The sequence below is a fragment of the Streptomyces sp. NPDC008317 genome (assembly GCF_042955955.1).
Lineage (GTDB): Bacteria > Actinomycetota > Actinomycetes > Streptomycetales > Streptomycetaceae > Actinacidiphila.
Map to the genome: position 1 here is coordinate 482,335 of NZ_JBIBFQ010000003.1, position 24,990 is coordinate 507,324.

At 72.4% G+C, this 24,990-nt stretch carries 20 protein-coding genes and 1 pseudogene; 7 read left to right on the forward strand and 14 right to left on the reverse strand.

Features of this window, described 5'->3' with window-relative positions; all coding sequences use genetic code 11:
• Positions 1-38: 38 nt before the first annotated feature.
• Positions 39-977, forward strand: coding sequence for a 5'-3' exonuclease (locus tag ACFY9V_RS11780; RefSeq protein WP_355332893.1), 939 nt, complete (start codon positions 39-41; stop codon positions 975-977).
• A gap of 75 nt (positions 978-1,052) precedes the next feature.
• Here the strand turns inward: ACFY9V_RS11780 and ACFY9V_RS11785 are convergent, their stop codons facing one another.
• From ACFY9V_RS11785 to ACFY9V_RS11810, 6 genes are read right to left on the reverse strand one after another with little or no spacing between them, the layout of a single operon-like run.
• Positions 1,053-2,288, reverse strand: a complete 1,236-nt coding sequence (locus ACFY9V_RS11785; protein WP_355332895.1) for a cytochrome P450 — start codon at positions 2,286-2,288, stop codon at positions 1,053-1,055.
• Positions 2,285-3,586, reverse strand: a complete 1,302-nt coding sequence (locus ACFY9V_RS11790) for a cytochrome P450 (RefSeq protein ID WP_391161001.1) — start codon at positions 3,584-3,586, stop codon at positions 2,285-2,287. Before ACFY9V_RS11790 ends, ACFY9V_RS11785 begins: the two co-directional genes overlap by 4 nt.
• Positions 3,586-4,212: an ATP/GTP-binding protein gene (locus ACFY9V_RS11795; protein ID WP_355332899.1), complete on the reverse strand. Its 627-nt coding sequence runs from the start codon at positions 4,210-4,212 to the stop codon at positions 3,586-3,588. The genes ACFY9V_RS11790 and ACFY9V_RS11795 overlap by 1 nt, the downstream gene beginning before the upstream one ends.
• Complete coding sequence (locus tag ACFY9V_RS11800) at positions 4,187-4,552, reverse strand: DUF742 domain-containing protein (RefSeq protein ID WP_355332902.1); 366 nt, start codon at positions 4,550-4,552, stop codon at positions 4,187-4,189. Before ACFY9V_RS11800 ends, ACFY9V_RS11795 begins: the two co-directional genes overlap by 26 nt.
• Entirely contained in the window at positions 4,549-4,971 is a 423-nt protein-coding gene (locus ACFY9V_RS11805) for a roadblock/LC7 domain-containing protein (protein WP_355332904.1), read from the reverse strand. Before ACFY9V_RS11805 ends, ACFY9V_RS11800 begins: the two co-directional genes overlap by 4 nt.
• Positions 4,968-6,563, reverse strand: a complete 1,596-nt coding sequence (locus ACFY9V_RS11810) for an ATP-binding protein (protein WP_391161002.1) — start codon at positions 6,561-6,563, stop codon at positions 4,968-4,970. Before ACFY9V_RS11810 ends, ACFY9V_RS11805 begins: the two co-directional genes overlap by 4 nt.
• A gap of 429 nt (positions 6,564-6,992) precedes the next feature.
• Between ACFY9V_RS11810 and ACFY9V_RS11815 the strand changes: the two genes are divergently transcribed.
• From ACFY9V_RS11815 to ACFY9V_RS11825, 3 genes are all read left to right on the forward strand, one after another.
• Positions 6,993-7,778 carry a polysaccharide deacetylase family protein gene (locus tag ACFY9V_RS11815; RefSeq protein ID WP_391161004.1) on the forward strand — a complete coding sequence of 262 codons (786 nt, stop codon included), beginning with the start codon at positions 6,993-6,995 and terminating at the stop codon, positions 7,776-7,778.
• A 154-nt stretch (positions 7,779-7,932) separates the two neighbouring features.
• Positions 7,933-8,634 carry a GntR family transcriptional regulator gene (locus tag ACFY9V_RS11820; protein ID WP_391161005.1) on the forward strand — a complete coding sequence of 234 codons (702 nt, stop codon included), beginning with the start codon at positions 7,933-7,935 and terminating at the stop codon, positions 8,632-8,634.
• On the forward strand, positions 8,631-9,290 hold the full coding sequence (locus tag ACFY9V_RS11825; protein WP_391046302.1) for an alpha-ketoglutarate-dependent dioxygenase AlkB: 660 nt from the start codon (positions 8,631-8,633) through the stop codon (positions 9,288-9,290). Before ACFY9V_RS11820 ends, ACFY9V_RS11825 begins: the two co-directional genes overlap by 4 nt.
• A gap of 75 nt (positions 9,291-9,365) precedes the next feature.
• Here the strand turns inward: ACFY9V_RS11825 and ACFY9V_RS11830 are convergent, their stop codons facing one another.
• The 4 genes from ACFY9V_RS11830 to ACFY9V_RS11845 all read right to left on the reverse strand — a co-directional run bounded on the left by ACFY9V_RS11830 (position 9,366) and on the right by ACFY9V_RS11845 (position 18,602).
• Positions 9,366-13,547: a carboxypeptidase regulatory-like domain-containing protein gene (locus ACFY9V_RS11830; protein WP_391161008.1), complete on the reverse strand. Its 4,182-nt coding sequence runs from the start codon at positions 13,545-13,547 to the stop codon at positions 9,366-9,368.
• Between the two features lie 168 nt (positions 13,548-13,715).
• On the reverse strand, positions 13,716-14,762 hold the full coding sequence (locus ACFY9V_RS11835) for a LuxR C-terminal-related transcriptional regulator (RefSeq protein WP_391161009.1): 1,047 nt from the start codon (positions 14,760-14,762) through the stop codon (positions 13,716-13,718).
• Between the two features lie 195 nt (positions 14,763-14,957).
• Positions 14,958-16,664: an MFS transporter gene (locus ACFY9V_RS11840; RefSeq protein WP_391161011.1), complete on the reverse strand. Its 1,707-nt coding sequence runs from the start codon at positions 16,662-16,664 to the stop codon at positions 14,958-14,960.
• Positions 16,665-16,943: 279 nt separating this feature from the next.
• Entirely contained in the window at positions 16,944-18,602 is a 1,659-nt protein-coding gene (locus tag ACFY9V_RS11845; RefSeq protein ID WP_391161385.1) for a cellulase family glycosylhydrolase, read from the reverse strand.
• A 401-nt stretch (positions 18,603-19,003) separates the two neighbouring features.
• Here ACFY9V_RS11845 and ACFY9V_RS11850 point away from each other — a divergent pair, with 401 nt between their 5' ends.
• Positions 19,004-19,942 carry an SIP domain-containing protein gene (locus ACFY9V_RS11850; protein WP_391161013.1) on the forward strand — a complete coding sequence of 313 codons (939 nt, stop codon included), beginning with the start codon at positions 19,004-19,006 and terminating at the stop codon, positions 19,940-19,942.
• A 299-nt stretch (positions 19,943-20,241) separates the two neighbouring features.
• Here the strand turns inward: ACFY9V_RS11850 and ACFY9V_RS11855 are convergent.
• Positions 20,242-20,511 (reverse strand): annotated as a pseudogene (locus ACFY9V_RS11855) (ABC transporter permease); the annotation flags it as partial.
• Entirely contained in the window at positions 20,466-20,864 is a 399-nt protein-coding gene (locus tag ACFY9V_RS11860) for a hypothetical protein (protein ID WP_391161014.1), read from the reverse strand. The gene ACFY9V_RS11860 and the pseudogene ACFY9V_RS11855, both read right to left, overlap by 46 nt.
• Before the next feature lie 130 nt (positions 20,865-20,994).
• On the opposite strand from ACFY9V_RS11860, the gene ACFY9V_RS11865 reads away from it, so the two are divergent.
• Positions 20,995-22,557, forward strand: a complete 1,563-nt coding sequence (locus tag ACFY9V_RS11865) for an amino acid permease (protein ID WP_391161016.1) — start codon at positions 20,995-20,997, stop codon at positions 22,555-22,557.
• 96 nt (positions 22,558-22,653) lie between these two features.
• On the opposite strand, the gene ACFY9V_RS11870 is transcribed toward ACFY9V_RS11865, so the two are convergent.
• Positions 22,654-22,842 (reverse strand): hypothetical protein, encoded by a 189-nt coding sequence (locus tag ACFY9V_RS11870; protein WP_391161018.1) that lies wholly within the window; start codon positions 22,840-22,842, stop codon positions 22,654-22,656.
• Positions 22,843-23,010: 168 nt separating this feature from the next.
• On the opposite strand from ACFY9V_RS11870, the gene ACFY9V_RS11875 reads away from it, so the two are divergent.
• On the forward strand, positions 23,011-23,139 hold the full coding sequence (locus ACFY9V_RS11875) for a hypothetical protein (protein ID WP_391046284.1): 129 nt from the start codon (positions 23,011-23,013) through the stop codon (positions 23,137-23,139).
• A 10-nt stretch (positions 23,140-23,149) separates the two neighbouring features.
• Here the strand turns inward: ACFY9V_RS11875 and ACFY9V_RS11880 are convergent, their stop codons facing one another.
• Positions 23,150-24,982, reverse strand: a complete 1,833-nt coding sequence (locus ACFY9V_RS11880; RefSeq protein WP_391161020.1) for an ATP-binding protein — start codon at positions 24,980-24,982, stop codon at positions 23,150-23,152.
• Positions 24,983-24,990 lie beyond the last annotated feature (8 nt).

The window sequence follows — 24,990 nt, forward strand, 5'->3', positions numbered from 1 at the left end:
TACGACGGACTGTCCGACCCCCGTGCGATGCTGGCGCCGTGACTGACGACACGCCCGGCGGCAAACTGCTCCTGCTCGACACCGCGAGCCTGTACTTCCGCGCCTACTTCGGGGTGCCCGAATCGGTGAAGGCACCGGACGGCACACCGGTGAACGCGGTGCGCGGGCTGCTGGACTTCATCGCCAGGCTGGTCGCCGACCACTCCCCCACCGCGCTGGTCGCCTGCATGGACGCGGACTGGCGCCCGCAGTGGCGGGTGGACCTGATCCCGTCGTACAAAGCGCACCGCGTGGTCGAGGACACCGAGGGCGTCGAGGAGGTGCCCGACACGCTGTCCCCGCAGGTGCCGGTGATCGAGGCGGTGCTCGACGCGATCGGCGTCACCCGGGTCGGCGTCGCCGGTTACGAGGCGGACGACGTCATCGGCACCCTCGCCACCGCCTCCCGCACGCCGGTCGCGATCGTCACCGGGGACCGCGACCTGTTCCAGCTCGTGGACGACGCGCGGGGCGTGCGCGTGCTCTACCCCCGCAAGGGCGTCGGCGACTGCGACGTCATCGACGAGGCGGCCATCCAGGACCGGTACGGGGTGCGCGCCGGGCAGTACGCGGACTTCGCGGCGCTGCGCGGCGACCCGAGCGACGGGCTGCCCGGCGTGAAGGGCATCGGCGAGAAGACGGCGGCCCAACTCGTCACCGAGTACGGGGACCTGGCCGGTGTGCGGGCCGCCGCGACCGACCCGATGTCCAAGCTGACCCCGGCCAGGCGGCGCAACATCGTGGAGGCCGCCGCCTATCTCGACGTGGCGCCCAAGGTCGTGGCCGTCGCCGCCGACGTACCGCTGCCGGACTTCGATCCGACGCTGCCGGGCGAGGCCGCCGACCCCGAGGTGCTGGAGTCGCTCGCGGAGCGCTGGGGGCTCGGCGGCTCGCTGACCCGGCTGCTGGACACGCTCGCCGCCAAGGGCGCGCGCTGATCCTCCTCACGTGCGGCCTTGACGTGCTGCCCTTACGCGCTGGGGGCCTTCGCGTGCGGCCGTACGGCAGCGGCGTCAGCCGTGCAGATGCACCGGGATTCGCTGCCAGCCGTAGGCGATGAAGGACGGCACCTGCTTCAACTCGTCCTGCGGGACGGCGAGTCGGAGGTCGGGGAAGCGCTCGAAGAGGGCCGGGAGGGCGGTGCGCGCCTCCATCCGGGCCAGCGGGGCGCCGATGCAGCGGTGCACGCCGATGCCGAAGGCGAGATGGTCGTCGGCGGCCCGCGTCGCGTCGAACTCGGCGGCCGTGGGCCCGTAGTGCGCCGGGTCGTGGCCGGCGGCGGCGTACGTGGTGACGATGGCGTCGCCCGCCGGGATGGTGACCCCGTCCACCGTGATGTCGCTGACCGCGAAGCGCAGCGGCAGCGCCGCGATCGAGGGGTGGACGCGCAGCACCTCGTCGATGACCGCGTCCCAGCCGATCTCCCCCGCCCGTACGGCGGCGAGTTGGCCGGGGTGTGTGAGCAGCGCGACCACCGCGTTGCCGATGAGGTTGACGGTGGTCTCGAACCCGGCGCCGATCACCAGCAGCAGGGTGTAGAGCAACTCCTCGTCGCTGAGCCGGTCGCCGTCCTCGGCGCGCATCCGGATCAGCTCGGTGGTCATGTCGTCGCCGGGGTGCTCGGTCCTGTGGCCGATCAGCGCGGGCAGCACGACACCGATCTGCTCCTGGACGAACCGTCCGTGCTCCGGGGTCGGGTCGGAGGTGTCCATGATGGCGGCGATCAGCGTGCCCGTCGCCTCCGTCAAGTGGTCGGGGACGCCGAAGAGTTCGCAGATCATCCGCATCGGCAGCGGGTGCGCGTACGCGGCGCGCAGGTCGACCGGCCGGCCGTCGGCCGCCGCCAACTCCGGTGCGCTCAGCAGCTCCTGAGTGATCGTCTCGACGCGGACGCGCATCGCCTCGGTGCGCCGGGCGGTGAAGCTGGGCGCGACGAGCTTGCGCAGCCGGGCGTGGTCGGAGCCGTACGTGGAGAGCATGTTGACCACGCCGACCCAGCCGAGGACCCAGCCCCAGGCGGGGTGGTCGCCGACCTCGGACCACAGCGCCCAGTGCTGCCGCGGGTCGCGGCTGACCCGCGGGTCGAGGATCAGCGACTTGAGCGTGTCGTAGCCGGTGGGCGCCCAGGCCGGGATGCCGCCCGGCAGTTCGACCGGCACCACCGGGCCCAGCGCCCGTAACTCGGCGCTCTCCAGGGGGATGTCGGTGCCGAACGGGTCGATGGCCACACGGGCGGCGGGCGCGGTCATGCGCGGTCTCCGGTCTGGTCGGGGGTGCGCGGGGTGAAGCGGACGGGCAGCGCCGTCAGCGAGCGGTGGAACGGGCCCGGCCGCCAGGTGAGGCGGTCGCGGTCGGTGGTCGGTTCCAGGTCGGGCAGCCACTGGGTGAGGCGTTCGATGGCCTCGGTGGCGATGAGCAGGGTGTGCTGCTTGACCGGGCAGGAGTGCTCGCCCGCCGACCAGGACAGGTGGGAGGCGTCGCCCGGGTGGTGGGCGCCGCCCGACTCCTGCTCGGCGAAGTGGCCCAGCGCGCCGTAGGAGATGACGACGGGCACGGCCGCCCGCACCCACACGCCGTGGAAGCTCAGCGGCTCGCGCGCGAAGTGGATGCCGTAGTTGGACAGCGGCGTCTCGTACCGCAGGACCTCGACGACGGCGTCCATGACCGGGCGGGAGCCGCTGGTCAGCGTGGTGTAGAAGTCGGGGTTGCCGAGGATGCGCGACAGCGCGTTGGAGACCAGATTCGCGGTCGGCTCGTGGCCCGCGCCGAGGGTGAGGAAGACCTGCCAGGTCACCTCTTCGGCCGTCAGGTCCTCCGGGTGGTCCAGCAGCCAGCTCGTCAGGTCGGGGCCGCGGGTCTCGCTCTTGGCGGCGATCAGTCCGAGCACGTACGCCCCGAACTCGGCCTCGCCCTCGGCCGCTTGGACGCCGCCCTCCATCATCTTGCCGAGCGCGACCTCCAGTCGGCCGCTCTCGCTGTCCGGCAGCCCGAAGAGGTTGTTGAAGATCAGCGACATCAGCGGGCGGGCGAAGTCCGCGACGAGGTCGGCGTGGCCGACGGGTCCGAAGCGGCCGATCAGGATGTCCACCGCGCGGTGCACCCGCTCGCGCAGATCGGCGGGTTCCACCAGGTCGACCGCGTCGGCGAAGGCGCGGCGGTAGCGGACGTGCGCGTCGCCGTCGGAGAACAGGGTGTTGGGCCGCCAGCGCATCATGCCGAGGATCGGCGCGTCCTCGGCGACCGTGGACTCCCACGGGCGCGGGTCGTGCGACCAGGTCTCCGCGTCACGCAGCAGGTCGAGCGCGGCGCACCGGTCGGTGACGACGTACGCCGGTACGCCCGGCGCGAGTTCGGCCCAGCCGAGCGGGCCCTGCGCCTTGAGCGCCGCGTAGTAGCGGTGCGGGTCGGCGGCGAAGCCGTCCTCCCAGAGCCGGACCGGCGCCGACCGGGCGAAGGTGTCGGCGGGGGTGGCGGGCGCGGAGGAGGACGGTGGGGAGGATGACGGCGCGGCGGGCGCGGGAGAGGGCGCTGCGGGAGGGTGATTCATCAGAGGGCTCCGGGCGTTGGGTCGGCGTCCTTGCGGTCGATCAGGTGCTGCACCAGCGCGAGCAGCGCGTCGACGGAGGAGTTGGTGTCGCGCGCGTCGCACGCCACCATCGGCGTGCCGGGCTCCAGGTCGAGCGCCTGCCGCAACTGGGCCTCGGTGTACGTCCGCGCGTCGGGGAAGGTGTTGAGCGCGACGGCGTACGGCAGGCCGGTCTCCTCCACCAGGCCGAGGACGTCGAAGGAGTCGTTGATCCTGCGGGTGTCGACCAGCACCAGCGCGCCCAGTGCCCCGTACGCGATGTCGGCCCACAGCGAGCGGAACCGTTCCTGCCCCGGGGTGCCGAACAGGTACAGGACGACGCCGCCCGCCATGCTGATCCGGCCGAAGTCGATGGCGACGGTGGTGGTGGTCTTGTCACGGACGCCGTCGAGGTCGTCGACGGCGGCGGACGCCTCGCTGAGGTGTTCCTCGGTGTGCAGCGGGCGGATCTCGGAGACCGAGTCGATCAGCGTGGTCTTGCCCACCCCGAACGGACCCGCCACCAGGATCTTCACCAACTCGCGGGCGCTGTCCGGCAGATGTACGTCGCCTCGGTGGGGGTCAGTGCTTGAGGGCGCGGAGGCCATCGGCCACTCTCTTCAGCAGGTCGGGTTCCGGTAGGTCGGCTACGGGTACGGGCGGACGGACGCTGACCAGCCCCCGGTCGGTCAGCTCCGCGGCGAGTACCCGGACGGCGGAGACGGGCAGCCCCAGCAGGGCCGCCGTCTCCACCACGGTGAGGGATCCGCCGTCCAGCAGCTCCAGCAACGCGTGCTGGGCGGCGGGGAGTTCGGCGGGAATCGCGCCGTCGGCGTCGGTGCTGGTCAGCACCGACAGCCGCTCCAGGCTGTCCCGGCTCGGCCGCGCCACCCCGCCGGTGGACAGATAGGCGGGGACCAGCGGGCGGCCGGTCCGGCGGCCGGTCATTCCGCGGTGCCGCCATCGCCCGCGCGGGGCGCGGCGGTCATGGCCTTCTCGCCGAGCCTGGCCACCTGCGAGTGGACCCGGTGGGCGAGCAGGTCGAGGCGGACCTCGGGACCGCCGAACGCGGCCACGCACGTGCCGTGTTCGGTGGGCGCGACCAGGATGTAGCCGTGGTCGGACTCGATCACCACCTGCCGGATTCGCGCGTCGGTCCGGTCCGCGAAGGCGGCGGCGGCCGTGCGGCAGGCGCCCTGGACGGTGCTGGTGATCGCTGCGGTGCGCTCGGCGGTGGCCTGGGACAGCGCCTCCGAGTACCCGGAGACGAGACCGTCCCTGGTGAGCAGGACGGCTGCGGTGACATGCGGGATCTCCAGGATCGGATCCAGCACCCACGCGGTGTCGCCGGTGTCGCGGCTGGTCATCGCGGGTCGTTCCCTTCGGTGTCGACGGCGTTTCTGGCCGCGGCGGTTCCGGCCTGGAGGGCGCCGAGGGCCGCGGCGGCCTCCTCCGGTGTGCGGGCGGGTGCCGCGGGCGCGGCGGCGGTCCCGTTCTCCGCCGCCCTCCCGTGGGCGGCGCGGGCCTTGCGTCGCCGTTGCGGCAGCACCTCCGCGGCGGTGTCGTCGGCGCCCGTACCGCTGTCGGCCCCGGGTCCGGCGTCCGGTTCGGGTCCGGCGTCCGTCTCGGCCGCCCGCTGGTGCCCGGCCGCCGTCTCGCGTACGGCCGCGGAGGCGGATACGGCTGCGGGCTCGGTGTCCGCCGGGGACCCGGCGCGGGCGTGGGCCGGGTCGGGCGCGCCGTCGTCCGCGACGGCCGGGCGGGTGGAGCGCGGCGTGCTGGCGGCGGGCGGCTGCTCGACCGGGTCGATATGGCTGAGCAGGTGCTTCCTGACCAGCAGGACGGCCCGGACGCCGCCGTAGGGCGACGGCGAGGAGAGGTCGACGGACAGGTCGAAGCGCCGGGTGAGCTGGCCGATCGCGGCCAGGCCCATGCGCGGCGGGTCGCCGAGGTCGGAGAGCAGGATCGGGTCGGTGCCCGCGACCATCTTCTGCGCGTACGCCCGCTCGTCGGCGGCCATGCCGACGCCGGAGTCGTCCACGGTGACGGAGACACCGTGGTGGACGGCTTCGAGGTTGACCACCACGGCGGTGTCGGGCGCGGAGTGCCGCAGCGCGTTGTCCAAGAGCTCGGCCACGATGATGGCGACGGGCTCGACGGCGTGCGAGACCAGCGCCGTACCGGGTTCGAGGTGGTTGTTGACCCGGACGCGGTGGTAGCCGACGAGCCGGGACTGGCCGCCGGTCACCGCCTCGACCAGGTGCGACTCCTCACGGGCCAGGCCGACCCAGGCCCCGCACACCACGGCCGTCACCTGGGCGCGGCGCAGCGACTGCTCGTTCTCGTGGTCGAGGGCGAACAGCGTCTGGGCCAACTCGGGCTCGTCGTAACGCTGTTGGAGTCCGCGCAGGACGTCCTGGAGGCGGTAGAGCCCGGCCTGGATGTCGCGGGTGGCGCCGCGCATGCCCGCGCGGGCGGCTGCGTCGACCCGCTTGCGCTCCCGGGCGGTCGCGGCGAGGACGGCGGTGAGGACGTCCCCCAGGGCGGCTTCGATGTCGGCGGGCGGGGGTCCGGCGGCCGGGCGTTCAGCGGCCGGGGGTCCGGGGCGCGGAGGGTCGGGGTGCGGCGGTCGGCCGTCCGGGGATTCGCCGTCCGCGGTGGCCCGGCCGCCGAGGGTTCCGGGGTGCAGCGGTCCCGGCACCCGGACGTGCGGGTGGGCGGCGCGGGTGGCCTCGGCGGGGATGCGCGCGGCGGCCAGGTGGGCGATCTCGGCGGCGACGGCCGTGGTGACCCGTTCGGTCTCCTGCCGCGCCTCGTCGAGCCGGGACCGCAGCCCGGCGATCTCCGCGCGCTGCCGGGTCCTGTGCCGTAAGGAGCGCAGCAGGCCGCCGCCGAGCACTAAGGCGGACACGGTCCCGGCGGCCAGGCCGGCGACGGCCAGGTCCGGTATCTCGATCATCGAATCGGCCTCGGAGGATCAGGGAACGGCGGGACGGCGGGCCGCCCGGGGGCGGGCCGTGCCCAGTACACACTGGAACCGATCGGTCGCGCGCTGTTTTGCGCGAAGATCCTTTTCGATATGGCCCGAGGGCGACCGGTTCTGCCCGAAGTGTCGACACAACGGACATTCATGCACCGGGGCACCCCTGTCCCACCTGCGGCGTGGCCGAAACACCCCGCTATACATGCCGTACATAGCGGGTGTGTAGGGTGAGTCTCCGTCCGCTCAGCAGACATAGAGCGGACATACAGACTTCGCACGGATGTCGCCCGGCGAGCCCGCGCGGCGGGCCGGGCGGAGCCCCGTGCCGAGCAGCCGTACGCAGCCGCGCGGTGCCGTTCCGAGCCACCGCGCGGCGCGCCCACGCACAGACCCGGAGGACCCGCCATGCCAGGAACGCCCTCAGCCATACGACGCCGGTGCGCCGGAGCCGCGGTGGCGGCGGTGGCGCTGGCGACGGCGCTGAGCGGGTGCACCACCTATGACACGCAGTCCCCGCGCAGCGCGCGGAACGCGGCGGCGAAGAAGGCCGGGGCCGACGCGGCGGTGCCCGCCGGGGCCGTCGACTGCCGCAAGGCCAAGTGCATCGCGCTGACCTTCGACGCGGGCCCCAGTGAGCACACCCCCGCGCTGCTGAAGGTCCTCGACGAAAAGAAGGTGCGGGTCACCTTCTTCCTGCTGGGCCACAACCACGTGGACAAGTACCCGGACCTGGTCGCGCAGATGGGGCGGAACGGGAATGTGCTGGGCAACCACACCTGGACCCACCGCAGGCTGACCGACCTCAAACCGGCCGAGATCCGCACCGAGTTGGACCGGCTCAACACGGCGGTCGAGAAGCTGACCGGCAAGCGGCCGACGCTGATGCGCCCGCCGCAGGGCCGTACCAACAAGGAAGTCGCCAAGATCTCCAAGGAGTTGGGCCTGTCGCTGGTGCTGTGGAACGACACGGCGAGCGACTACGCGACCACCGACTCCGCGCTGATCCACAAGCGCATCCTCAAGGACGCGCACCGGGACGGGATCATCCTGCTGCACGACCTCTACAAGGGAACGGTGCCCGCGGTGCCGGGGATCATCGACTCGCTGCGCGCCGAGGGCTACACCTTGGTGACCGTGCCGGAGCTGATGGCCCCCGCGAAGCCGGAGCCGGGGAAGATCTACAAGCCCTGAGGCCCCTCCCACGCACCGGGCCCGTGCGCCCCTCCCGCGCATCGAGCCCCGCTTTCGGCCGCCGTCCCGCTCGGGTCGCCGCCCCGGTGGCCCCGAGTAAACTGATCTTGGGACGACTCCTCAGAGAACCTGAGACCTGCGAGGTGAGACGCCGATGACCGTCGGATCACTGCGCCCCAGTCCGCTCGTCGAGCAGGCCGCGCAGCGCCTGCGGGAGCAGATCGCCGAGGGACGCTGGCCGGTGGGAGCCAGGCTGCCGGGCGAGACGGCGCTCGCCGCGTCGCTCGGTGTCGGCCGGTCCACGGTCCGCGAGGCGGTACGCGCCCTGGCCGGTGCCGGGCAGCTGCGGACCCGGCAGGGCGCCGGGGTGTTCGTCATCGCCACCGAACCGGTCGAGGAGTGGTCGGCCAAGCTCGGCAGGGCGGCGGCGACGGACGTCCACGAGGTGCGCGCGCTGCTGGAGACGCGGGCCGTACGGCTGGCGGCGCGGCGCCGTACCGACGAGGCAGCGGCGGCGCTCGACGCAGCACTGACCTCGGCGCTCACGGCCACCGCACGCGCCGCCCGGCCGGAGGCCGCCGCCGATCCGGCGGCCCGCGTGGACGCCGACCTCGCGCTGCACGCGGCGCTGGTGGCCGCGGCCGGCAATCCCGTACTCACCGATCTGTTCGCCGAGTTCGCGCCCGCGTTGCGCGAGGCGCTGTTGGCCGTGGGGACCGCGGGTCCTGACGGTCACGAAGCGCTGGTCGCGGCGGTGCTCGACGGCGACGCGGACGCGGCCGAGCGCCTGGTCGCTGCCGAACTCGACGTCTTCGCCCGCCTGTTGCGCGAGGCGCGGGCCAGGAGCGCGGCGTGAACGCGCTCATCCCCCGGCCGCGCTCGCGGCCCGCGCCCGGCGCCGTCCACGTGCCCGGCTGGCTCTCCCCCGAGGAACAGGCCGAGTTGGTGGCGGCGTGCCGCGCGTGGGCGCGCGGCCCGGTGCCGATGCGGCGCACCCGGCTGCCGCGCGGCGGCGTCATGTCGGTGCACACGATGTGTCTGGGCTGGCACTGGAGCCCGTACGCGTACTCGCGGATCGCGCACGACGTGAACGGCGCCCGCGTCGCCGCCTTCCCCGAGCGGCTCGGCGAGTTGGGCCGCCGCGCGGTGGCGGACGCGTACGAGGACGGGGCCGCGGGGGCGGCGTACGCGCCGGACACGGCGCTGGTGAACTTCTACGGCGAGGGCGCCACGATGGGCATGCACCAGGACAAGGACGAGAAGTCCGGTGCCCCGGTGGTGTCGTTGAGCATCGGCGACACCTGCGTCTTCCGCTTCGGCAACACCGAGACGCGCGGAAAGCCGTACACCGACGTGGAGTTGGCCTCCGGTGACCTCTTCGTCTTCGGCGGGCCGTCCCGCTACGCATTCCACGGGGTGCCCAAAGTCCTTCCGCACACCGGCGATCCGGCCGTCGGGCTGAGCGGCGGACGCCTCAATCTGACGCTGCGCGTCACCGGCCTCACCGACTGACGCCCCTCGCACGGCGGCGCCCCCGCCGCCGGTGGGAACCGGCGACAGGGGCGCGCTGCTGCGAAGGAGTCCCGATCAGTCCTTCAGCAAGGTGAAGTTGCTGGTGACGGTCGCTCCCTTCGTGATCTTCACGGTGGCCACGGTCGGCTGCCAGCCGTCCTTGGCCACGATGAGCTGGAGCGGGTTGTTGCGGACGTCCAGCCACAGGGCGTACGTGCCGTCCGGGGCGGTCTTCAGCGTGTAGTGCGTCGCCCAGGTGTTGATCTGGACGGTGGCCCCGGCCAGCGGCGATCCGCCGCCGCTGACGGTGCCGGTGATCTTGCCCCAGGTGGCGGGCGGCTTGACGGTCAGCGACACGGGGATCGGGGCGATGCTGTACGGCGTGTCACTGGCCAGGCCGATCGAGGCCGAGTACGTCCCCGGCTGGGTGATCTCGGGGACGGACGCGTCCAGGGTGACGGTCAGCGTGGTGCTGGCGCCGGGTGCGACGGTGACGGACGTGGCGCTCTCCGACAGCCAGGTGACGTCGGTGACGTCGGGCTGGTCGTAGCCGGGGAGCACTTCCGCGTTCTTGGCCGGGGTCTGGCCCGCCAGGCCGCCGACCGAGTAGAAGCCGGCGCCGCCGCTGCCGCGGTAGAGCGAGGCGTTGGCGTTGGGCAGCGCCGTCCAGGTGTTGTCGGTGGGCTGGTAGGCCCACGTCTGGTTGGTCAGCGCGGCGCCCGCGTTGATGGCACCGCCCTTGACCAGCAGCACGCCGTTGGCCGAGGTGTACGTGGCGCCCCACGCGTCGGTCGGCTGGTCCGCGATCGGCGACCAGGAGTCGGCGGCGGGGTCGTAGACGTACGCGTGAGTGGTGCTGCCCGCGTCCGTGGTGCCACCGGAGCAATAGAGCTTGCCGGTGACCGCGCCGCAGGACTCCCAGGCGATGGGCTCCGGGTAGGCGGCGGCGCTGGCCCACGTGTTGGTCGCCGGGTCGTAGGAGGTGACGTCGGCGGTGCCGCACGCGGTGGCGGTGCAGCCGCCGACCGAGTACAGCTTGCCGTTGAGCACCGCGCTGCCCGCGCCCGCGTACGGCTTGGGCGAATTGGCTCCGGTGCTCCAGGTGTTGGAGGCGATGTCGTAGATTTCCAGCTTGGCGTCCGGGTTGCCGCTGGCGCCCCAGCCGCCGGCCGCGTAGAACTTGTCGCCGATCACGCCGTGGACCGGGGCCTCACGGGTGTCGGCGGCGGAGGCGAGCTTGGTCCAGGCGCCGCTGTCCGCGCTGTACGCGTACAGGTCGCTGGTGTCGGCCACGCCGGTGAAGCCGAACGCCGAGTAGACGGTCCCGTCGTGCACGGCCACCGCGTTGTCACCGGTGGGTACGGGCAGGTCGGGGATGGTCTGCCAGGCGTCGCCCGCCGCGCCCTGCGCGTTGGCGGCGGCGTCGGTGGTGGCCTTGCCGCCGGGCGACAGCGCGCCCTTCTTGGCGCTCGCGCCGTGCGTGGTGAGCGACAGCGGCGAGTAGTGGCCCTTGACGAGGTTGAGCGGGGCGCCGCCGGCCTTCTGGAGGACGACTCCGCCCGGCGTCTCGCCGAGGGTGACGGTGGCCGGGGCGTTACCGGTGTTCTTCACCGTCACGACCTGGCTCGCGCTCTTGCCCCAGGCGACGGTCTTGCTGATGCTCGCCGGGGTGACCTTGATCTGGCCCGCCTTGAGGGCGAGGTTGTGCGAACCGACGCCGTCCCTGGGGACGTTCACGGTCGCGGTCGCCGAGGTGTACTTCGACGCGGTGGCCGTGATCGGGTGCTTGCCGGTGAGGTGCGAGAACATCCAGAAGAAGCCGTCGCCCAGGTTCGGGTCATCGGGCGTGGCGTTGGTGGTGGTGTGGTCGTCGGGTGCGTCGGTGCTGGTGACGGTGGCGCCGTTGACGCCCGCCTTGGTGTTGCTGTCGGTCACATTGCCGACGATCAGGCCGCCGCTGACCGGGTCGTAGGTCCGCTTGCCGACGAAAACGTTGTCGAGCTGCCACCAGTAGGCCCAGTTGCCCTTGTAGTGGAAGCGCAGCCGTACGTCGCTCTTGCCCGCGTAGTCGGCCAGCGGGAGTTCGACGTGCGTGGGACCGGCCACCGAGGTGGTCGTCTTGTGCCAGACGGTGGTCCAGGTGGTGCCGGCGTCGGTCGAGACGTCCACGTCGGCGGTGGAGTTGCTGAACGCCTTGTAGTCGGTGTCGAAGCCGAGCACCGGGGCGGCGACGTCGGTGAGGTCGTAGGACGGGGACAGCAGCGAGCTGTCCTGGCTGAGACCCTGGCCGATGTTGTCACTGTCGATGTTGGCGAAACCGCCGCTGCCGCCGGTCCTGTTGCCGCGGGCGCCCGGGTCGTTGAAGACCCAACCGCCGTTGGTGCTGTCCGCGTTGGTCACCGACCAGCCCGCCGGGGGTCCGGTGGTGGAGGTGAACGCCTCGCTGCTGCCGGTCAGGTGCACCGCGTAGCCGGGCGCCTGGTCGGACGACGGGTCGACGGGCACGGGGACGTTGAGCGTCTGGTCGGCGGTGCCGATCTGGAGGCTCTTGTCGACCGTCTTGTAGCCGGGGTAGTTGGCGCTGACGTGCAGGGTGTACGCGCTTCCCTGAGGGAGCGTCAGCGAGTAGTCACCGGTGACGGGGTCGGTGTAGACCGGCGCGCCGGGGACACCGTCGACGGTGATCTTCGCGTACAGCGGCCAGCCGTGGCCCGAGCCGTCGGTGACCTTGCCCGCGACGGTCTGCTTGGCCACCGCGTCCAGGGCGAAGGAGGTGGTGACGGTGGCGCCGTCGGCCAGTTCGACGGCGGACGCGGTCTTGCTCGCGTAGCCGTAGGCGGCGGCGGTCAGGTCGTAACTGCCCGGCGGGACGTCCAGCTTGTAGCCGCCGGTCGCGTCGGAGGTGGCGCTGTAGTCGCCCGCGGTCACCTTGGCGCCCGCGATGGCCGCCCCGGTGGCGTGGTCGGTGACCTTGCCGGTGAGCACGCCGTGCGGGCCGCTGCGGAAGGCCGCCAGGCCGTTCGGGGTGCCGAGGCCGGTCGGGCCGTCGTAGCCGGGGCCCGCGGTGCACTGCTGGGTGGGCGAGCAGGTGCCGTTGTTGCCCGCGGTGACGTCGTTGAGGGCGCCGGCCTGCGCGTACGGGTAGGAGTTCGGGTACGTGCCCGCGGCCGGGGTGCCGGCCGACGCGTACACGCCCGCGATCAGCGGGGAGGAGGCGCTGGTGCCGCCGTAGACCGCCCAGCCGTTGCCGCCGTAGCCCTGGTAGACGGAGACGCCGGTGACCGGGTCGGCGACCGCGGAGACGTCGGCGACGGACCGCTTGTCACAGAAGCCGTTGGTCTGGAAGGCCGGCTTGGGCTCGTAGAGCGAGCATCCCGAACCGGGGCCGCCGTAGGTGTTGTTCCACACGGACTCGGTCCAACCGCGGCTGGTGCCGGTGTCCTTGGCGAGCGCGGTGCCGCCGACGGAGGTCACGTACTGCGAGGCCGCCGGGTAGCTGACGCCGAAGCCGTCGTCGCCGGAGGAGGCGACCACCGCGACACCCGGGTGGTTGTAGTACGGGTCCATGTCCGTGGTCTCGGACGGGTCCTCGCCGCTGCCGGGCGTGCTGCTGTAGCCGGTCCCGTAGGAGTTGGAGACGTACTTCGCGCCGAGCGCGACCGCCTCGTCCACCGCGGCGCCCAGGTCCGCGAAGTTCGCCGAGTCGGCCTCGACGAGCAGGATGTGGGCGTTGGGGGCGGCTGCCGAGACCATGTCGACGTCGAGCGAGATCTCGCCCGCCCAGTCGGGGTCGGGTGACGGGTAGTCGGTGCCGCCGCGCTGGCTGACCTTCTTGAAGCAGCCGTTGGCGGTGGTGCACTCGGGCAGGCCGTACTGCGCCCGGTAGATCGCCAGGTCCGCCTCGGCGGTGGGGTCGTCGTAGGCGTCGACGATGGCGATGGTCTGGCCCGCGCCGCCGTCGGCGGGCAGGTTGTACGCGTCCTGGAGGTCAGTGGCACCGAAGCCGGCCGGGGTGGCGGCGAGCGGCTGGATGCCCTTGTGCGCGGCCACGTCGGTGCGGCGCAGCGCGAAGCAGCGGAATTGACCCGGCTGGGCGTCGCCGCACTGCCGTACGACGTCGGGCCGGGAGGAGGGTGCGGCGGACGCCGTTGCCGCGGCGGGCAGTTGAAGGCCGAGCAGGGCGATGGTGGCCGACGCGAGGGCGGCTACCGCGGTAGCGGCGCGCCGACCTCCGCTCCGTCTGGGAAATATGCGCAAGGCGGGACTCCGTGATGCCGGAGGGGACCGTGCCATGACGAGGTCGTGGCCGGTTGCGGTCCGATCGAACCGCTGGCGTATACCTGTGCCTCACACGCACCACTGGAACCCGAAGTGATTGTCGGATACCTGACATCACCCACACCGGAACTGCACGTCGCGTTCACGTCAACCAGACGGCACAACCTCACCGCGTCCGTATCCGTCGTCCAGCCAGCCGTGCCGGGCCGCGTGCCAGACCAGCCGTATACGGTTGTCGACTCCGGCGTCCCGCTGCATCGCCGCGATGTGCCGCTGCACGGTCCGCACCGCGACACCCAGGGCGCGGGCCATCGCCGCGTCCGTGCTGCCGCTCACCAGCATGGCCAGGATGCGCAGTTGGACGGCGCTGCGGGCCGGTCCCGCGTCGGCGCGGGCCGGCGAGGGTCCGGCGTCGGGGCGGCCGAGCGGCACCGCGTCCGCCCACACCGACTCGAAGAGCGTGACCAGCGCGTCGAGCAGTCCACTCGGCCGGATCACCAGCATCACCGGGTCCGGTGGCCGCGCGTCGGCGGGCAGCGGCAGCAGCGCCAGGGAGTGGTCGGCGACGCACAGCCGCACCGGCAGCCGGTCGGTGACCCGGACGAACGCCTGCTGCCGGGTGCCCGGCGGGTCGAGCGCGGCCAGCGGGTCCAGGCCCATCGACTCCAGGCCCGCCCGCTCGAAGACCACCCGGCGGCGTATCCCCGGCACGGCGGCCGAGCCGCAGGCCAGCGGGTCGGGGACGGTGTCGTCCGCCGTGTCCTTGTCGGTACGGACGAAGGCCATCAACTCCGAGACGGCCGAGGCGTGGAGCTGTTCCGCCCAGCGGCCGATGGCGGCCTGGCCCTCGACCACCCGGACGATCTCCTCCGCCCGGTGGCCCTCGTGCACCCGCTGGTACTCCACGCCCAGCCGGTCGAGCAGTTCCCGGCCGCGCCGCAACTGCTCCTGGGCGCGGGACACCAGCGGCAGCAGCGTGCTCTGCGGCGGCACCGGATACCAGCGCCCGTCGCGCCCGAGCTTCGCCAGGCCGCGCCCGGCCAACTCCCCGCAGGCTTCCTCCGCCCGCGCCCTCGACACCCCCATCTGCCGAGCCAGTTCCGCATCGGCCACTCCCCGCGTGGCCACCAGCAACGGGTAGGCCCGGTCCGCGTCGGCACTCAACCCCAGAGCCTCAAACGGACGTTCGCTCATGATCGGGACTGTAGCCCTCACGGGCCGCCGTGACCGGCGATTCACACAGGCGCGCCATGGCCGTCGCACATCATTCATGGGCCCGCCGGGCGCCGAGGCACCTGACGGGCCCATGACCGGGCCATTACCCCCGCATGACTGACGCTGTGTCATTTCTTGGGCACGGCGGGCGATTTCGCGGGTGTGCCGTGTGCCTCAGGCGGGTTCCGCCGCGAGCGCCGCCATTTCGCGGTCCACCGCCGCCTGGTGCTCATCGGCGTCCTGCTTGGCCCGCTTGGGACTCCAGCGACCGGCCATCACGAACACGAACGGCAGGAAGAGGACCTGGCCGCCGACACAGATCCACCACCAGGTACGCCACTGGCCGGGGCCGTCGTGCGCGGCCTTCTGCACCTTGGCGCCGTACGTGGTGAGCACCGCCAACTGCGGCTGCGCCTTCTGGACCACGGCGAGGTCGGCGGGGCCGACCTCCTGGACCGCCTGCTGGGTGAGGGCCGCGGGCGCCTTGCCCGGCGGGTACTTGCCCAGTTCCGCGAAGAGTTGGGGATGGGCGTTGACGACGGCGAGCGCGGGCGCCGCCTGCCGCTGCGCGACGGTGACCTCGGGCCCGTGGTCGACCAGCGGGGTGACGGAGGTGACCAGCACCGGGATGAAGGCGGCCGAGACCGCGACCACGATCCTGATCGTCCAGCCCCACACCGCCAGGCCCGTCGCGGTGGCCGCCGGATTGTGCTTCTCGACGGTCTCGGTGAAGCTCGCCATCCACGGCCCGTAGGCGATGCCGCTGAAGACGCCGATCCCGATGAACAGCCACGCGAAGGTGTAGTAGCCGGTGGTGGGGTGGGTGGCGCGGGAGGCGAAGATCGCGGTCACCACGATGGAACCGACCGCGCCCACGATCATGAACGGCTTGCGCACCTTGAGCCGGTCGGAGATCACGCCGATCACCACCAGGGCGATGGCGTTCGCCGCCCAGTACCAGTTCGCGACCGCGTTGGCCCGCTGCTCGGTGTAGCCGTAGGTGGTCGCGAAGTAGACGACGAAGTTGCCGACGGCCGCGAAGTACAGCAGCAGGAAGAGCGAGATCGCCAGCGCGGAGCCCGCCACGTCGAGCCGGAGCATCTGCCGCCACTCGCCGCGCCTCGCGGCCTGCGGGTCGATGCCCTTGGCACGCGCCTCGACCAGCGCCCGGTCCCGCAGCGTCACCATGATCTGGTCGCGCAGTCCGGGGGACAGCTCGCGCAGCGCGAAGATCGCGATCACGAAGACCACCAGACCGGAGACGCCGGAGTAGCGCAGCTCGTCCTGCCAGCTCGACGTGTCCAGGGTGTTGCTGGTGACGGTGGTGACGACGAGGCTGCCGATCACCGGCCCCATCGTCCAGGCGCCCATCGCGGTGGCCCGCCCGACCTGCGGCGAGAAGTCGCGGATCAGCGCGGGCGTGGCCACGAGCACGATGCCCTCGATAAAGCTGACCAGCGCGAACAGCACCAGATACGTGGTCTTGCCGCCCGCGTTCGGCAGTCCGAGGAAGACCAGCAGCGACGCGACGAGCAGCCCGTAGACCACCAGATTCGCCCGCCCCCAGCGGTCGGCGAGCCCGGCCACCAGCGAGGCGAAGGCGCCTACCGCGTTGCCGATCACCGAGACCCACACGAAGTAGCGGTAGGTCATGTCGAAGTGCGTGATGATCGACGTGGCGACCGCGTACTGGATGTAGAGCATGTAGTACAGCACGACCGTGGTGATCACCACGATCGCCAGATACGCCATACGACGCCCGGTGGCCGGATATTCGGCCAGGTCACGGCGGTAGAGCCGACTGAGCGCGGTACGGGCGCCTGCGGACCGGGCGTCGGGCCCGGGTCTGTCGGCGTCGAGCGGCGTCGGGGTGGCGGACATACGGCTCCTCCTGGAGATGCTTGGAGACCGGGTGGAGTGGCACGGGGACGGCACTGCTGCGGTCCCTCGGGGGTGCGGTGCGGCGGGCCCCGAAGGTGTGGCCAGAGGCTAGTACCGACTGGTCGGTATGCCTAGGGGTCTGCACGGGGTCAATTCCGCGTCGCATCAAGGCCGGGGCGGGCCGCGCCGGCCCCGCGCACAACGGGGACCGGCGGGCCCCTGGACGGGACCCGCCGGTCGGTGGCGCCCCGCGGGGAGCGCCGGCACATCAGTGGTGCGTCAGGTGGCGGTGCAGGTCAGCGCGGGTGCGCCGAGGGTGCCGCTGGAGGTGCCCTGGAGGCCGAAGGTGGTCGTGGCGGCCGGGGCGAGCGCGGCGTTGTAGGCGAGGCTGCCCGCGGTCACCGCCGCTCCGGTCTGGTGGATGTCCGCGTTCCAGCCGCTGGTCTCCTGCTGCCCGCCCGGCCACGTCCAGGTGACCTTCCAGCTCTTGGTCGCGGCCGTACCGGAGTTGGCCACGGTCACGGTGGCGGTGAAGCCGCCGCTCCACTGGTTGTCGGTGTGCCAGGTGGCCGTGCAGCCGGAACTGCCGCCGGTCGGACCGCCGGTGGAGCCGGAGGTCGTGCCGGTCGACGTACCGGTCGTCGTACCGGTGGTCGTACCGGAGGAGGTGCCCGACGAGGTACCGGACGAGGTGCCGGAGGACGTGCCGCTCGACGTGCCCGACGACGTACCGCCGTTGGTGGTGCCGCCGGTCGTGCCGCCCGAGTCGCCGAAGCCGGGCGCCTTGATGCTGGCCAGGTAGCCGTCCTTGACGGTGTTCACCGTCGTCCAGTCGTCGTTGAGGATGCCGCCGGTGTCACCAGAGTTGGGATTCCACGACCAGAAGGTCCAACTGAAGCTGTCGCCGCCGTAGGTGCTGGTCGGCCGCAGGTAGTCCACCAGCGTCCGCAGCCAGGTCTGGTCGACGGTCGACTGGAGGGTGGTGCCGAACTCGCCGACCCAGACCGGGGCGATGTTCTGCTTGAACAGATAGCCCCAGTACTTGTCCCAGATCGCCGACATGTTCGCCGGGAAGCTCGGGTCGCTGAACCACGGCTGCTGGGCGACGCTGGTCGCGTAGTCGTGCGCCGAGTAGACCACCCGGTTCGCCACGTTCAGCTCGACCGGGTACTGCCCCGCGCCCATCAGGTTGCCGCCCCACCAGCCGGACGTCCCGTTGAAGGTCTGGACGCCCTCCACGAAGATCAGCAGATTGGGGTTGACGCCGAGGACGGCGTTGCCGCCGCGCTCGGCCGCCAGACGCCAGTCGATCGTGGTGTCGCCGCAGCCCCAACAGGCCGGGTCGTGCGGCTCGTTGTGCAGGTCGATGCCGACGACCGCCGGGTTGTTCAGGTAACGGGTCGCCATCGCCTTGAGGTTGGTGATCCAGGTCGACTCGGGGACGGCGGCGGTGTACCAGAGCGCGGACTGGCCGCCGGAGTCCGGACGGTGCCGGTCAAGGATGACCCGCAGCCCTATGGAACCGGCGTAGTTGACGATCTTGTCCATCACGCCTAGGGAGTTGAGGCCCTGGAGATCGGCGTTCATGCCGCCGGAGTAGTTGATGCTGGAGGGCATCGTGCCCTTGAAGATGTCGTCGCTGTACGGCAGTCGGATCGTGTTGTAGCCGAGCTGCTTCATCTGGTCGATCATGCTCTTGTAGTCGCGCGACCAGATGCCGTGGGCCACGTAGTTGCTGGTCTCGAAGCCGAACCAGTTGACGCCCGCGATGCGGACCGACTTGCCCGTGGAGTCCAGGATCTGGCGTCCGCTGGTGTGCCAGTAGCCGGTGGCGGCCTCGGCCGCCGCCGGAGCCGCGGGCGCGCCCGCGGCCGTGGCGTGCGTCTGTCCGGCGAGGGAGAGCAGCGCGAGCAGCGCCGCCGCGACGGCGGCGGCCAGAAAGACCCGCAGCCTGTTCGTTTTTCTCAGGGGGCTCAGCGAGCCCGGAAAGGGGACCACGGTGGCGATTCCTCTCGGTGGGGGGACGGAACGCTTCAGTTCGTGGTGGGGGTGGACGGCGGAAGCCCGGTGGGAGCGCTCCCATTCGTAACCGTATGGAAGCGAGGACACGCGAGTGGCGTCAAGAGGAAACACAGGCTTCAAGTAGTGAAGCCGGGTAGGGGGCGGGGCCGGGGGCTGCACCGAAGAGGTGCCGGAGCGGGGTGCTGGAGTCATACGAGCGGGGTCGCCGACACCTGGCCCGTAATCAGTTAGGCTTACCTAACTAAGCCTGGGGGAACAGTCCGGGCGCAGCGCGAACCACGCAGTACGGCACAGCACCGAGAGAGCGGAGCACGCCCATGGCAGACCGACCGGTGGGACGGGCGACGGACCAGCAGACGGGCGCGGCGACGCAGGACCCGCGGGCCGAGGAGCGGGCGGCACCCGCCGCCGTCGAGCGCCCCGCGCGCCGGGCCCCGCGGCTGAACCACGCCCGCGTGATCCGTTCCGAGCGCGTCACCCCGCACATGATCCGGGTGGTGCTCGGCGGCGACGGGCTCGCCGGGCTTCCCGTGGGCGACTACACCGACCATTACGTCAAGCTGGTCTTCGCGCCTCCCGGGGTCACGTACCCCGAGCCGCTGGACATGGAGGCCGTCCGCCGCGACCTGCCGCGCGAGCAGTGGCCGACCACCCGTACGTACACCGTGCGCGCCTGGGACCCGGTCGCGCCCGAGATGACGATCGACTTCGTCCACCACGGCGACGAAGGGCTGGCCGGGCCCTGGGCGGCCGGTGTCCGGCCGGGCGACGGCATCTACTTCATGGGCCCTGGCGGTGCCTACGCGCCCGACCCCGCCGCCGACTGGCACCTGCTCGCGGGCGACGAGAGCGCGCTGCCCGCCGTCGCCGCGGCGGTCGAGCAACTGCCGCCGGGGGCACGGGCGAAGGTCTTCGTGGAGGTCGAGGGCCCGGCGGAGGAGCAGAAGCTGGCCACCTCGGGCGACGCCGAGCTCGTCTGGCTGCACCGCGGTGCCCGGCCGGTCGGCGAGGCGCTGGTCGAGGCCGTCACCGGCCTGGAGTTCCCGCCGGGTGACGTCCAGGTCTTCGTCCACGGCGAGGCCGGTTTCGTCAAGGACCTCCGCCGCCACCTCCGCCTCGACCGCTCGATCCCCCGCGAGCGCCTGTCGATCTCCGGCTACTGGCGCCGCGGCGCCGACGAGGACGGCTGGCAGGCGTCCAAGCGGGAGTGGAACGAGCAGGTGGAGCGCGAGCAGGAGAGCGGCGCCGGGCGCTGAGCGCGCGGCGGGCGTGAGCGCGCGGCGGGCGTGAGCGCGCGGCGGGCGTCCCTGACGGACGGGGAGCCGGGCCGACCCGTTGCCCGCCCGGCCGTGGATGGAACGTCCCCCAGCCGTGGATGGAACGTCTCCCGGCCGTGGACACGCGCGGCGGCGGCCCGCCGCCCGTTCGGCCCGAGTGGGTGACCGGGGGCGGGCCGTCCGCCGCGCGGGGCGAACCGCTGCCGCCGGGAGCCGCCTTCGCCACTCGGGCCGTTGATGCCGCTCGGACCGTTGATGCCGCTCGGGCCGGAGGGCTGGACCGACTTCTGGTACGAGCGGAAGGTGCGGGTCGACAGCCGCACCGCGACCAGGGCCAGGGCGAGCAGGCCGCCGCCGCGGCTGAGGACGTCGCCCCGGCCGGGGTCGGCGGACATCGCGGAACGGCCCGCGACCAGAGCCCAGTTGACCGGGTTGACGTCGGCGATGTGCCGCATCCAGGACGGCATCAGGCCGGGCGCCATGAAGGCGGAGGACAGGAAGGTCAGCGGCAGCAGCAGGAACGTGTTGATGCCGATGATGCTCTCGCGACCATGTGGGCCTGGAATTCGGTCTCCACCACGAAGATCCGGGGCAGTTCACCGTCCAGCTTGTCCAGGACGCCGCGCAGGGCCGCGCTGTGCACTTCCAGCGTGTTGGCCCGCTCGGCGAGCAGTTCCGCCACCTCGTCCGGGTGCAGCGCCATGATCAGCGACAGCGCGGACTCGAAGGCGGGGTACTCCCTGGCGGGCACGGCCACCATGTCGGCGAGCCAGTCGTGCATCTCGGTGCGGCCCTCGGCGGTGAGCCCGTAGAGCGTGCGCTCCGGCCGGTTGCCCTGCCGCTGGACGCCCGCGACCTCCACGAAGCCGTGCTTCTCCGCAGGCCGTCGGTGCTCCCGCACGGTGAGGCGCCCGCGCGCGAGGCGGGGTGAGGACTTCGGCCCGCGCGCGACACGGCCGTGTCATTCCGGCGAAACACCGGGTCCCTAATTTCTGTCGCCCGACAGGAATTCGTGACAGGGGGCCAGGCCCATGACCGCCACCGCACCTTCCGAGGTCCGCTCAGACCCGCCGGACCACGGCACCGCAGCCGACACCGCGGGCACCGACACCGCGGGGCTCGCGGGCTTCGGCTACCGCCAGGAACTGCACCGCAGCCTCGGCCGGTACGCGTCCTTCGCCGCCGGTTTCTCCTTCATCTCGGTGCTGACCACCGTCTTCCAGTTCTTCGCCTTCGGCTACTCCTTCGGCGGCCCGCGCTTCTTCTGGACCTGGCCCGCCGTCCTGATCGGCCAACTCCTCGTCGCCGCCTGCTTCGCCGAACTCGCCGCCCGCTACCCGATCTCCGGCGCCGTCTACCAGTGGTCGACCCGGCTGAGCAACGCCGTCTTCGGCTGGTACGCGGGCTGGATCATGGTCATCGGCCAGGTCGTGGTGGTGGCCGCCGCCGCGCTCGCCCTCCAGGTCGTCCTGCCCGCCGTCTGGTCCGGCTTCCAGCTCATCGGGACCGATACGTCACCGGTCTCGTCGGACGGCGCGGCCAACGCGGCGCTGCTCGGGATCGCGCTGCTCGTCCTGACCACCGTCGTCAACCTCCTCGACAACACGGTGATGTCGCTGGTCAACCGGATCGGCGTGACCGCCGAGATCATCGGCGCCGTGCTCATCGTCACGCTGCTCTTCACGCACGCCGACCGCACGCCGTCGGTGACCGTGCACGGCGGGGGCGGCTCGTCGGCGCTGCTCGTCAGCTCGATCGCCGCCGCGTACGTGATGATCGGCTTCGACAGCGCGGGCGAGATGAGCGAGGAGACCCGCGATCCGCAGCGCGTCGCGCCCCGTACGATCCTGTCCGCGCTCGCCGCGGCCGGCGCCCTGGCCACGCTCCTCGTCCTCGCCGCCCTGCTGGCCGCGCCCAGCCTCACCGACGGGCGGCTCGGCACCGAGGGCCTGTCCTACGTGCTCACCAGCCGGCTGGGCGACGGGGTCGGGCGCGCGCTGCTCTGTGACGTCGCGGTGGCCGTCACCGTGGCGACCCTCGCCATCCAGACGTCGGCCACCCGGATGCTCTTCTCGATGGCCCGCGACCGGGCACTGCCCTTCTCCGGGCCCCTCGCCCGCGTCTCCCCCCGCACCGGCCAGCCCGCCGCCCCCGCCCTCGTCGTCGGCGTCCTCGCCGCGGCGCTCCTGCTGCTCAACTTCGGCTCCCCCGACGCCTTTCTCGCCATCGGCACCACCTGCATCGTCATGCTCTACCTCGCCTACGCGATGGTCACAGGCCCCCAACTCCTGCGCCGCCTGCGCTCCCCCCTCCCCCCGGCCACCGACCCATCCGGCAACCCCCTGTTCTCCCTGGGCCGTTGGGGCCTCCCCGTCAACGCCCTCGCCCTCCTCTACGGCCTCGCCATGACCGTCAACCTCGCCTGGCCCCGCGCCACCGTCTACGACCCCTCCGGCGGCCACTGGTACTTCCAGTGGTTCACCCTGCTGTTTCTGCTGGCCGTGCTGCTGGTGGGCTTCCTCTGGCGGACCCTGAGGGCACATCGGGGGCGCATCGCTCCCGAAGGGGCAGCGTTTCCAGAACCGACTCCATGACAGCCGCCGTGGTGTCGTCGCCCACCGGCCACAAGCCTGTGTACTCGTCGAGCGTGATCGACGGCTTGCTGTGGCCGAGTCGCACCTGAACGGTCTTCACGTTTCTCGTTGTTCTTGATCGGACACGACGGCGTACCAGTCGCGGAGCCCGTGGAGCGTCAGCTTCTCGGGCACCCGCGCCACCGATCCGACAGCGATCAGGACGCGGTTCGCGTCCTCGCGCATCCGCTTCCCAATTCGTGCCCACGTCGACCGGCGGATCGGCCGCCGCCGCGTCGTCGCCATCGCCCCCGCCTACGCCGCACCGATCGGCGAATGGCTCTCTGGCAGCGCCTCTGCCCGGGAACGCGTCATGCGCGGTCTCGATCCCGCGGACCGCGCCGCGGTCATCACCGCCCTGCACGCCTACGAGGCCGCCCTGGCCGCCCTTGGCGCCGACGGGTGATACCTGGGGTGACGGAGCAGCGAGACGTCTCTCGCTCCGGCCGGGACAGCACCACATCCTGGCCCGACCTCAAAGCGGCCGGAACGGCGCTGGCGCCCGGCGTGATCCTGGGCGGCGAGGCCGTCGTGTTCACCTGAGGTGTCGAGCTCAGCGCTCCCGGCGGTCCTTCGCCGCCCCGGCGGGGTCGCGCCGCAGAGGCGGTGCGGCGGCGGACGGCAGGTGGAGGGTGAAGAGCGACCCCGCGCCCAAAGTGCTGGACACCGTGACCCGGCCGCCGTGCGCCTCAGTCAACTGGCGAACGATCGCAAGGCCGAGGCCGCTGCCGCCCGTCAGCCGACTGCGGGACTTCTCCGACCGCCAGAAGAGGTCGAAGACGTGCGGCAGCTCCTCATCGCTGATGCCGCTGCCGGTGTCGGCGACCTCGATCAGCACCGACCGGTCCCGAACGAACGTCCGGACCTCGACGCTGCCGCCCGGCGGGGTGTGCCGGACCGCGTTGGACAGCAGGTTTCCGACGGCCTGCCGCAGCCGCAGCGCGTCGGCAGTCAGCTCCGGATCGCCTTCCGCGGACCAGGTCAGCGCGACCCGCGCGGTGCGGGCGGCGTCACGGTGGGCGGCGCAGACCCACTCCACGACCTCCGCGGCCCGGACCCGCTGGGTGTGCAGCCGGAAGGTGTGCGCGTCGTCGGCGGCCACGTCACGCAGGTCGTCGATGATGTGCTGGAGCAGCAGCGCCTCACGCAGCAGCCGCGAGGTCAGGGGCCGGTCGGCGACCGCCACGCCGTCCTCGACCGCCTCCAGCCAGCCCCTGATGTTGCTCAGCGGGGTGCGCAGCTCATGGGCGACGTCCCGGACCATCGCCTTGCGCTGGTCCTCCAGGCGTTCGCGGCGCGCGGACAGGTCGTTGAAGGCGACCGCGAGCGAGCCGATCTCGTCGTCGGTGGAGACCGGGACCCGGTTGCGCGCCTGGTCGGGCCGCTGGGCGGCCTCGGTCAGGGTGCGCAGCGGCCTGATCAGCCGGGTCGACATCAGCACAGCGGCGGCGACGGTGACCGTGAGCACCAGGGCGGCGACCTCGACGATGCGGACGGCGTTCGCACCGGTCAGGGCGAAGCCGGTGGTGTCGGCGCCCGGAACGCCGGTGACGAAGAGCAGGGCACTGGGCGCCACGTAGGGAGCGAGCTGTTCGCGGCGCCCGTCCTCGACACAGCCCTCGGTGATCCGGCCTGCGTCCATGGGCGCGTAGAGCGTCTCGATCGACTGCGGGCCGATGTAGTCGAGACCGATCCGGATGGGCGACATTCCCTGGCGGCGCAGACACGGGTTGACCAGGCCCTCCAGTCGGTGGAGGGCGGCGGCCTCGGTCGGGGTGGGGCGGGTCAGGATCCTGCTCTGGCCGCCGCACACGTCGGGGATCACGGGGGCGGCGGCGGTGAGGGACTCGGTGGTGACCCGGGGCCGGCCGCTGGGGGCGTAGCTGATCTGCGACGGCTCGCCCAGTTTGAGCAGGCACCCGGTGATGCTCCGCGCCGAGGCCGCGAGTGCCGTCCGCTCCGCGGCGGTGAGGCGATAGGGGCCGACAGCCCGCGGGTCGATCGGGGTGGCGCCGGTGCCACCGGTCAGTGAGGAGTCCACCGCGAGCGGGTTGACGACCGCGGACACCGCGGCGGGCAGTGCGGCGTGGTCGGCCGCCGCGGAGTCGGCCAGCGTCCGGCGCTGCGGGGTGGTCAGGACGATACGGCGCCCGGTGCGCTTGGCCAGCGACGCCACGTCGGGGGCCACCGCGTCCCAGCTGCGGTGGGTGGCCGCGTAGCCGAGCAGCGCGTCGTAGACCTGGGCGTCCCGGGCCAGTACCTGCCCCTGCTCCTGCCGCAGCGCGTGGGACGTGGTCGTCGCGGCCAGCCAGGCGGTCGCGGCGATGGAGCAGACCGCGATCAGCACGGAGGTGGCGAGCAGCCGCACCATCAGGCTCTTGCGCAACGGGACGC